A 7,270-nucleotide genomic window follows, 5' to 3' on the forward strand; every position below is an offset into this window, starting at 1 on the left:
CCAGCCGTGTGCCCTCCCGATCTGCCCGCGGCGATTGCGGATGCCATCGAACGCGAGCGCGCCGCGCTGAAAGACGCCAATGCGCGAGATCTTTCCCGCGCCCGGGATAAAGGCCACGACGCTGCGTTCATCGACCGCTTGACGCTTTCGGAGAAAGCACTGAACACGATGATCGAAGGCTTGCGGCAAGTCGCCGCGCTGGCGGATCCTATCGGTGAAATCAGTGGTTTGAAATTCCGGCCGACCGGGATTCAGGTCGGACAGATGCGCGTGCCGCTCGGCGTGATCGGGATCATTTATGAGTCGCGGCCGAACGTGACTATCGATGCCGCAGCGCTGTGCTTGAAGTCCGGCAACGCGGCCATTCTGCGCGGCGGTTCCGAGGCGCTCGAATGCAATGCCGCGCTGGCGAAACTGATCAGCGAAGGACTGGAGGCGGCCGGCTTGCCGCAAGAGGCGGTGCAGGTCGTAGCGACCGCGGACCGCGCCGCGGTAGGCAAGCTGATCACCATGACCGATTATGTGGACGTCATCGTGCCGCGCGGCGGCAAGAGCCTGATCGCGCGCTTGATGGAAGAGGCGCGCGTGCCGATGATCAAGCATCTCGACGGTATCTGCCACGTGTACGTGGATGACCGCGCCGATCTCGTCAAGGCGCTCAACGTTTGCTTGAACGCGAAGACCCATCGGTACGGGACCTGCAACACCATGGAAACGCTGCTGATCGCACGCGCGATTGCAGCGGACGCGCTGCCAATGTTGGCCAACGCATTCAGGGCGAAGGACGTGGAATTGCGCGTGGACGCGGCGAGCCGTGCCGTACTCGACAATGCGCGCTACGACGGCCCGCTCGTTACCGCCACGGAAGCCGACTGGAATACGGAATACCTTGCGCCGATCTTGTCCGTCAAACTGGTCGACGGCGTGGATGACGCTATCGATCACATCAACACTTACAGCTCGCATCACACGGATGCAATCATCACCGAAGACCACGACCGCGCCATGTCTTTCTTGCGCGAAGTGGATTCGGCAAGCGTGATGGTCAACGCCTCCACGCGTTTCGCCGATGGTTTCGAGTTCGGCCTGGGCGCGGAAATCGGTATATCGAACGACAAGCTGCACGCACGCGGGCCGGTCGGGCTGGACGGTTTGACATCGATGAAATATGTGGTTCTAGGCCACGGCGAAGTTCGCCAATAACCCCGCCTACCAAGCGAGAAAATGTCTCAGATGCTCTGGATCAAAGCGTTTCACATAGTACTGGTGGCCTCGTGGTTTGCCGGCCTGTTTTATCTTCCGCGCATCTTCGTCAACCTTGCAATGGAAACGGAACCGGCGGCCATCGCCCGCTTGCTGATCATGGCGCGCAAGCTGTTTCGCTTCATGACGTTCATCGCAGTGCCGGCTTTGGCTTGCGGGTTATGGCTCTTGCTGGTGGTGGGTATTGGCCAGGGTCAGGGATGGATGCATGCAAAACTGACCATAGTCGTACTGATCATTGTTTACCACGCTTACTGCGGCGTCCTGCTGCGCACGTTCGCACGTGGCGAGAACAAGCGCTCGGACAAGTGGTACAGGATGTTCAACGAACTGCCTGTGCTCGGTTTGCTTGGCGCGACACTGCTGGTTGTTCTCAAGCCGTTCTGAATTCAAGCTTGTTGCACTAGAAGAAACGCCGGACGCAAGTGCCGGCGTTCTGCATTTCAGCCGTCATTCGCCTTTGCAATGATCTGCTTCACCAGTTCAGCCGACGTCTCCACGATGGCATATTCGTCCTGCCCCGGCCCCCCCATCTTTACCCGCTCATTGCGATACCGCATGCCGCTTGCCACAGGCGCGCGGGCAGAGGTGTGATATTCGATGCACCCGGTTTCAGCGACCAGTTGCGCGATGTTGTTCAATCGCACCCCGGCGCCGGGCATGACGACCATCCGCTCCCCGGCTGCCTCGCGAAGCTTGTTGATCAGCGCGGCGCCTTGCGGTGCGGTGGCTTCCTGCCCGGAGGTGAGGAGGTGGCTGCATCCAGCATCGACGATGTCCTCCAAAGCTTTGAACGGATCACGCGCGACGTCGAACGCGCGATGAAACGTCACCGCCATGGGCGCGGCCAGTTCGACCACTTGCCGTGTACGAGACACGTCGATGTCACCGTCGGCAGTGAGCAGCCCGAGCACCACGCCATCCACGCCGAGCTCCTTGCATGCGCGAATGTCCCGCTCCATCACCTCGAATTCGATGCCCGAATACAGAAAGTCGCCGCCGCGCGGGCGGATGATCACGTTCAACGCAATCTGCAGCTTGTCCCGCGCGCTCAGGATCGCGCCGTAAGAGGGCGTGGTCCCGCCTTCCAGCAAGTTGTCGCAGAACTCGACACGGCTCGCGCCGCCGGCTTGGGCCGCCAGGCATGAAGTAACTGAACCGGCGCAGATTTCGAGCAAAACAGAGGGTATGGACATCGAAGGGCTTTCCCGATCAAGGCGCAGGTTGCAGCTTAAATCAGCCGTGCTGATATTTCAGCGTGCGCTCGAGACATACGAACATGATTTTGAATAACGCTCGGGTCAAATTCATCTCGACTTTCGTTCTGTCCGGCGCAGCGTCGTAACCAGGGGCAGGAATCGACAGCCGCACTTTCAATACGCGAAACGACGGCTGATCTGGCGCGGGCGTTTTCACCTGCGATTTTTACGTTGCAACCTCCGCTTCACGTCTCCCTACGGCATAAGTCGTTAATTCTGCTGCAAAAAGTTCTTCTTGGAATCGCCTATCCGGCATCTGTTTAATTAGGACGTTTCTCATGGTTTTCCGAGTCATCGACAACGAAAATCAACCCATCGCATTAGATCAGTGCGCCCAGTAGCAATTACGGATTCCTTTCCGGTCTTGTATTTAAGACGCTTCCGATTTTCCGCGTCCATGCCCGTACAGATAATGCACGCGCTGAAATAAATGCAATCCGCGACGAATCGTTTCACGTCAATTTAGCGACGTATCCACCTCGGCCGGTCAACGGGCATCATCCACGCCGGCGCTCAAAAGTCAAAAGCCATGAAAAATGAAGTACCGGGCGCAGTAACGCCCATTCAGCCGGACGATGACAACGCCTTGGCGTTATCGAAGAAGGTCGACGATACCCTGCTGCGAAGTCTCGTATGGATGGCGGCCTATCACGGCAAGCCGACCAGCGAGGCGGCCATGCTGTCGGGCTTGCCCGCGGGACGTTTTATTTCGCCGAAGCAGGCGCAACTCGCCATGGAGCAATCGGGCTTTTCGGTGGGCGTGATCGAACGCCAGCCACACGAAGTCTCGCCCATGTTGCTGCCCGTCGTCCTGTTCAGAAAAGACCATGGTGGTTGTGTGCTGATCGGCCGCTCGCCGACCGACGTCAAGCTTATCAAGCCGGCAGCGCAAATCAAAGAGGGCCAGCAGCCAGCCGAAGACGAAATGGAAGCGGCTTATCTCGTCGTCCTGCCGGAAGCGGGCTCGAAGGTCGTGGCAATCGGCGTGAGTCAGCTCAAGGCGAATTACACCGGCTTTGCCATGCTCGTGAAACCGGTCGGGCGCAATGACATGCGGGCCGGACGCCCGGAAGCCAAGGAAAGCGGCCACTGGCTGCTGAGCACGTTGTGGCGCTATCGCCGTTATTACTGGAGCGCCGCCCTCGGCGCGCTGCTGATCAACGTGCTGGCGCTTGCCGGCACCTTCTTCACCATGAACGTCTATGACCGTGTTGTGCCGAACCAGGCGTTCGTCACATTGTGGTCGCTCGCAATCGGCGTGGCGATTGCCATGCTGTTCGAATTCATTTCGCGCAACGTACGGGCACATGTGCTCGATGTCGCGGGCAAGAAGGCCGACCTGATCATGGGCGCCATGCTGTTCAAGCAGGCGCTGGCCATCCGCATGGAGCACAAGCCGACGTCATCGGGATCGTTCGCCAACCAGTTGCGTGAGTTCGAGTCCGTGCGCGACTTCGTTGCTTCCGCAACGCTTGCAACCATCTCCGATCTTCCGTTTACGTTGCTTTACATTGCGGTGATTTTCATGATCGCCGGGCCGCTTGGGTTCATCCCGCTGGCGTTGATTCCGGTGATTATCGGCGTGAGCCTGTTCATTCAGTGGCCGCTCAAGAAGACGATGAAGGAAAACCTGCGTGAATCGTCGTTGAAGCAGGGCGTGTTGATCGAAACGGTGGAAGGCATCGAAACGCTCAAGGCCACGGGTGGCGAGCGTTACATGCAGGAGCGCTGGGAGCTGTTCTCGGCCAAGGCCTCCGATACCTCGATGAAGTCGAAGCGCCTCTCCACGCTGGCCACCAACTTCGTCACCTGGATCACCCAGTTCGAAACCGTGATGATCGTGGTCGCCGGTGTGTACCTGATCTCGGACGGCAAGCTGACCCAGGGCGCGTTGATCGGGTCAGTGATCCTCGCGAGCCGCGCATTGGCGCCGCTTGCCCAGGTAACGGGTCTCGCCGTGCGCTTCCAGCAAGCCAAGGCTGCGATGGATTCGCTTAGCGCTCTGATGAAGAAGCCGGTCGAACGCGATCCGGAAGTGGATTACCTCGACGGTCCGGTGGTGACAGGCGCGATCGAACTGAAGGGCGTGGGTTTTCACTATCCATCGCCGAACGGCATGAAGCCGCCCGAATTCCTGAAGAACATCAACATCAAGATCGAAGCCGGCGAGCGCGTAGGGATTTTGGGGCGCGTGGGAAGCGGCAAGTCGTCGCTGCTGCGGGTCATGGCGAATCTTTACCGTCCGACAAGCGGGCAGCTATTCAGCGACGGCATCGATGTATCGCAAATCGATCCGTCCGACTTCCGCGCTTCGGTAGGTTATGTCGCACAGGACAGCCGCCTGTTCTACGGGTCGTTACGTCAGAACGTGATGATCGGCCGCCCCGATGCATCCATTCATGAACTGCTGCGAGTCGCGAAGCTCACCGGGCTGGACGCCATGGCTGCCAGCAATCCAAGTGGCTGGAACATGCAGATCGGCGAGAACGGCGATGGTCTGTCCGGCGGCCAACGCCAACTGGTCGCACTGGCCCGCACGCTGATCATGCGCCCGAAATTGCTGCTGATGGACGAACCCACCAGCGCCATGGACACCCAGACCGAAGCCGCGTTCATCCGCGATCTGGCGAGCACCACGCAGGACACCACTTTCGTCGTGGTCACGCATCGTCCGTCTTTGCTGCAACTGGTCGACCGGATCGTCGTGGTCGATGGCGGCAGGGTCGTCACCGATGGTCCGAAAGAAGATGTATTGGCCGCGTTGCGCACGCCGGCCGTCACACACGCGACGTCCGGGCATGAAGCCGCGAGCGCCACGAAGGAAACAGCATGAAAACACTTACCAAGATTGGCCGCTGGATTCGCGGCCTGACACCGGCTGGCCGCCGCAAGAACGCCGCACCGCGCATTCACCCGGCACACGCCGCGTACATGAACGATCTGCGCGAATCGCTGCTGGCGCAATCCATTCCCGGCACGATGATCGTGCTTTATCTGGTCGCCGCCATCATGGTGTGCGGTCTGGTCTGGGCGAAATTCGCCCGTGTTGAAGAAGTCACGCAGGCTCAGGGAAAGGTCATTCCTGTGAGCCGGGAGCAGATCATCCAAAGCCTGGAGGGGGGCATTCTTTCGGACATGCGCGTGAAGGAAGGCGATGTGGTCGAGAAAGGCCAACTGTTGCTCAATATCGATCCGAAGCGTGCCGACTCGAGCTACGCAGAAGGCTTGTCGAAGCTGATCGGCCTGCAAGGCAAAGTGGCGCGCCTCAAAGCCGAAGCGTTCCATACGGCCCTCGTTTTTCCTGCCGATGTCGCCGCAGACCAGACCGTCGTGCAAAGCGAAACAATGGCCTATCAGGCCCGTCGCCGGGCGCTGGAAGATAGCGTGTCGTCGCTTCAGCGCAGCTACACGCTTGCCATGAACGAATTGAACATGACCGAGCCGCTGTCCAGACGCGGTCTTATTTCGGAAACCGAAGTATTGCGCATGAAACGTAGTGCAAACGACCTGCAATCGCAGATCGTCGAGCGCCGCAACAAGTATCAGGCCGATGCCAACGACGAATTGTCGCGGCTCGAGCTGGAACTCTCGCAGACCAAGGAGAACCTCGTTGGACGCGCCGACGTGCTGAAGCGTACGACGCTCGTGGCGCCGGTCAAAGGCACCATCAAGGACATCAAGGTGACGACGCTCGGCGGCGTGATCCAGCCTGGTCAGCAGATCATGAGCATCGTGCCGTTCGCGGACCAGTTGATCGTCGAAGCACACGTGAAGCCTTCGGATGTTGCTTTCCTCAAGCCGGGACTGCCGGCCATGGTGAAGGTTTCGGCATATGACTTCGGAATCTATGGGGGCTTGAAAGGGCATGTGATCAACATCAGTCCGGACACGCTCGTCGATGAAAAAGCTGCGCCCGGAAAGGCCGATGCAATCTATTACCGCGTCCAGGTCCTGACCGATAAAAGCGAACTCACGGCGGCAGGCAAGCACCTCCCGATCATTCCAGGCATGACCGGCAACGTCGAGATTCGCACGGGCGAAAAGACAGTCCTTTCGTACCTGCTGAAACCGATTTTCAAATCGCGTGAAGCGTTCCGCGAGAGATAAGCATCATGTCAAATACAACACGCATCGCCCGGCCTGACCGCGGCGAAGAGAAACTTATCAAAGATGTCTATCGCCGCCGGCCGCTGGTTTCGTCATTTGGCGTGCTGGTCGGTTCCGGAGTGGTTGCAATGGCAGCACTGCCGTCGGTCGCCAAAGCGAAGTCAGCGCTTGACGACATGGCGTGGCTTCCGCAGAACGCGCAGTTGTCGAATGGTGCTGCAACGGTGCCCAGGGCCATAGTGGCGTCGCCATTGCGCACCATCAGCGTATCGCCGAACGGTGGCAACGAGTTGGCGCCGGTGGCGCATACCGCCCAGCCGGTGCAGCCAGCTGTTACGCGGATCATTGCGCCGGCGGCACCTGTCAACGCGGCACCGCGTCCGCGCGGTTTCGCCGACATGGGTTTTGCGCCTACCGTTCCGGTGCAGGCGGCAGTAAGCGCGCCAGTGGCGCAACGGCCGGTCCAGATTGCGCGGCAACAAGTTGTCGTGGGTGTATCGGCCTCGCCGATCCGTCCTTCGCTTGCAGAGAACCCCGCGCATGACATGCAGGCTGACCTGCAGGCGATGCGCGCCGAGATGGCGCGATCCGCCGCGACGGCGCAGGAACCAGTCATCGTGGCACCCTCCAAAACCATGGTA

At 59.6% G+C, this 7,270-nt stretch carries 6 protein-coding genes; 5 read left to right on the plus strand and 1 reads right to left on the minus strand.

Translation table 11 applies throughout. From position 1 onward, the window contains the following. Together ACRXB1_RS26040 and ACRXB1_RS26045 are read left to right on the plus strand one after the other, a co-directional pair. Positions 1-1,203, plus strand: a 1,203-nt coding sequence (locus tag ACRXB1_RS26040) for a glutamate-5-semialdehyde dehydrogenase (protein WP_449493674.1), incomplete at its 5' end; no start/stop codon positions are given. 30 nt (positions 1,204-1,233) lie between these two features. Further along, positions 1,234-1,650 carry a CopD family protein gene (locus tag ACRXB1_RS26045; RefSeq protein WP_449493678.1) on the plus strand — a complete coding sequence of 139 codons (417 nt, stop codon included), beginning with the start codon at positions 1,234-1,236 and terminating at the stop codon, positions 1,648-1,650. A 56-nt stretch (positions 1,651-1,706) separates the two neighbouring features. Here ACRXB1_RS26045 and ACRXB1_RS26050 read toward each other — a convergent pair whose 3' ends face one another. Further along, the gene (locus ACRXB1_RS26050) at positions 1,707-2,459 is read right to left on the minus strand and encodes a copper homeostasis protein CutC (RefSeq protein ID WP_449493675.1); all 753 of its coding nucleotides are present in this window, start codon (positions 2,457-2,459) and stop codon (positions 1,707-1,709) included. Positions 2,460-3,051: 592 nt separating this feature from the next. Between ACRXB1_RS26050 and ACRXB1_RS26055 the strand changes: the two genes are divergently transcribed. The 3 genes from ACRXB1_RS26055 to ACRXB1_RS26065 form a co-directional block, all read left to right on the plus strand. Next, positions 3,052-5,355 (plus strand): type I secretion system permease/ATPase, encoded by a 2,304-nt coding sequence (locus ACRXB1_RS26055; RefSeq protein WP_449493676.1) that lies wholly within the window; start codon positions 3,052-3,054, stop codon positions 5,353-5,355. Next, complete coding sequence (locus ACRXB1_RS26060; protein ID WP_061998514.1) at positions 5,352-6,629, plus strand: HlyD family type I secretion periplasmic adaptor subunit; 1,278 nt, start codon at positions 5,352-5,354, stop codon at positions 6,627-6,629. The genes ACRXB1_RS26055 and ACRXB1_RS26060 overlap by 4 nt, the downstream gene beginning before the upstream one ends. A 5-nt stretch (positions 6,630-6,634) precedes the next feature. Then, positions 6,635-7,270 (plus strand): hypothetical protein (locus ACRXB1_RS26065; protein WP_449493677.1); only part of this gene is annotated, 636 nt, incomplete at its 3' end.

The organism is Caballeronia sp. M23-90 (genome assembly GCF_053574605.1).

Coding starts and splice junctions, on each gene's coding strand:
- ACRXB1_RS26050 (WP_449493675.1), bottom strand. CDS start 2,459: ATGTCCATACCCTCTGTTTTGCTCGAAATCTGCGCCGGTTCAGTTACT.
- ACRXB1_RS26055 (WP_449493676.1), top strand. CDS start 3,052: ATGAAAAATGAAGTACCGGGCGCAGTAACGCCCATTCAGCCGGACGAT.
- ACRXB1_RS26060 (WP_061998514.1), top strand. CDS start 5,352: ATGAAAACACTTACCAAGATTGGCCGCTGGATTCGCGGCCTGACACCG.
- ACRXB1_RS26045 (WP_449493678.1), top strand. CDS start 1,234: ATGCTCTGGATCAAAGCGTTTCACATAGTACTGGTGGCCTCGTGGTTT.